The following is a 1581-nucleotide window of genomic DNA, read 5'->3' on the forward strand; positions in this document are numbered from 1 at the left end:
CACTGATATCTTCTGTATTGAAGACGTCGATGATGCACCCGTATACCATTGACGTCGACACCATCAGATGCGGACCGCGCGGTGACCCCACATTCCGCTGGCGCCCACAGGGCTGCCCTCGTTTCCTGACATGTCCCGCGCGGGCCGCGGCGAGCCGAGACCGCCGCATGACCTAATAGGAGCATGGAGCGATACCGCGGACCCGAACAACCGCATTCTATCGCGCCCCGTCAGTGTGCCGTCTGCCCGGTCCAGGCGAGCACGGAAAGAACGGAGCGAGACATGAGAACCGAATCGACACCCGGCGCCCGCGGGCCGGTCTTCTGCGGGGTCGACACCCACGCCGACTCGCACTGGCTGTGCGTCCTCGACTGGAGGGGCCGCAGGGTCCTGTCCCGCCGGTTCCCCGCCGACGCGGCGGGCTACGAGGCGCTCGCCGGGGCGATCGCGGCGGCCGGGGAGCCGGCCTGCGTCGCGATGGAGGGGACGTCGTCCTACGGGGCGGGCCTCACCAGGCACCTCGCGTCGCTGGGGATGCCCGTGCGCGAGGCGCTCTCCCCGGCGAGGACGCAGAGGAGGCGCCCGGGGCAGGGAAAGTGCGACGAGGCGGACGCGGAGAGGGCCGCCCGCGCGGCGATGTCCGGCTCGAAGCTCGGGACCCCCAAGAGCCAGGACGGGTGGGTCGACGGGGTGCGCTGCATGCTCGCGGCGCGCTCCGGGGCGGTGAAGGCGCGGACCTCGGCGATAAACACCGCGAGGTCGCTGCTCACCACCGCGCCGGAGGGGCTCAGGTCGAGGTTCCGCGGCATGGGAGGGCCGAGGCTGATGGAGGAGCTCCCCTCCGTGCGCGCCGAGGGCGCGCTGGGCGCCGCGCTCGGCGCGCTGGCGGACCTGTGGGCGGCGGCGCGCGACGCGGCGCTCGACATGGAGCGCGCGATCGAGGCGTCCCTGGAGGAGAACTGCCCCGCGCTGCTGGCGATGTACGGGTGCGGGCCCGTGAGCGCGGCCAAGCTCGCGGTCGCGGCCGGGGACAACCCGGGCAGGCTGCGCTCCGAGGCGTCGTTCGCGGCGATATGCGGGGCCTGCCCCATCCCCGCCTCGAGCGGCAAGACCGTGAGGCACAGGCTCAACAGGGGCGGCGACCGGCAGGCGAACAGCGCGCTGCACGAGATCGCGAGGCAGAGGGTCATGCGCGACCCCGAGACCGCCGAGTACGCCGAGAGGGCCAGGGGGCGGGGAAAGAGCGACAGGGAGGTCATGAGGTGCCTCAAGCGCTACGTGGCCAGGGAGGCGTACCGGGCGCTGATGCACCCGCACGAGATCAGGAGGCCCGAGGACGCCTCGGAGCTCGTGGCGGCCAGGCGCGCGGCGAAGGTCAGCCAGGTGAGGGCGGCGTCCATACTGGGCACCAGCGAGAAGTACATCTCGATGCTGGAGAGGGGCCAAAGGGAGCTCAAGCCCATAAGGAGGGCCTACGAGGCATGGGTCGAGGCCGGACTTCCGCTCGATTGGGACAGGCGGGCCTTCGAGACCGAGCGCAAAATGGATTCTAAAAAACACCTTGCCAAATAGGAGCGTCAG

General features: G+C 70.9%; 1 protein-coding gene. It reads left to right on the forward strand.

Annotation, left to right across the window (positions count from 1 at the left end; genetic code table 11):
* Nucleotides 1-282 precede the first annotated feature (282 nt).
* Nucleotides 283-1572, forward strand: coding sequence for an IS110 family transposase (locus tag DWV20_RS09800; RefSeq protein WP_158566383.1), 1290 nt, complete (start codon nt 283-285; stop codon nt 1570-1572).
* The last annotated feature ends 9 nt before the right edge of the window (nt 1573-1581 follow it).

It is taken from the genome of Collinsella sp. AF02-46-1 (assembly GCF_003465825.1).
GTDB lineage: Bacteria > Actinomycetota > Coriobacteriia > Coriobacteriales > Coriobacteriaceae > Collinsella.

Excerpts from the sequence above, each read along its gene's own strand:
- DWV20_RS09800 (WP_158566383.1), top strand. The coding sequence starts at position 283 with ATGAGAACCGAATCGACACCCGGCGCCCGCGGGCCGGTCTTCTGCGGG.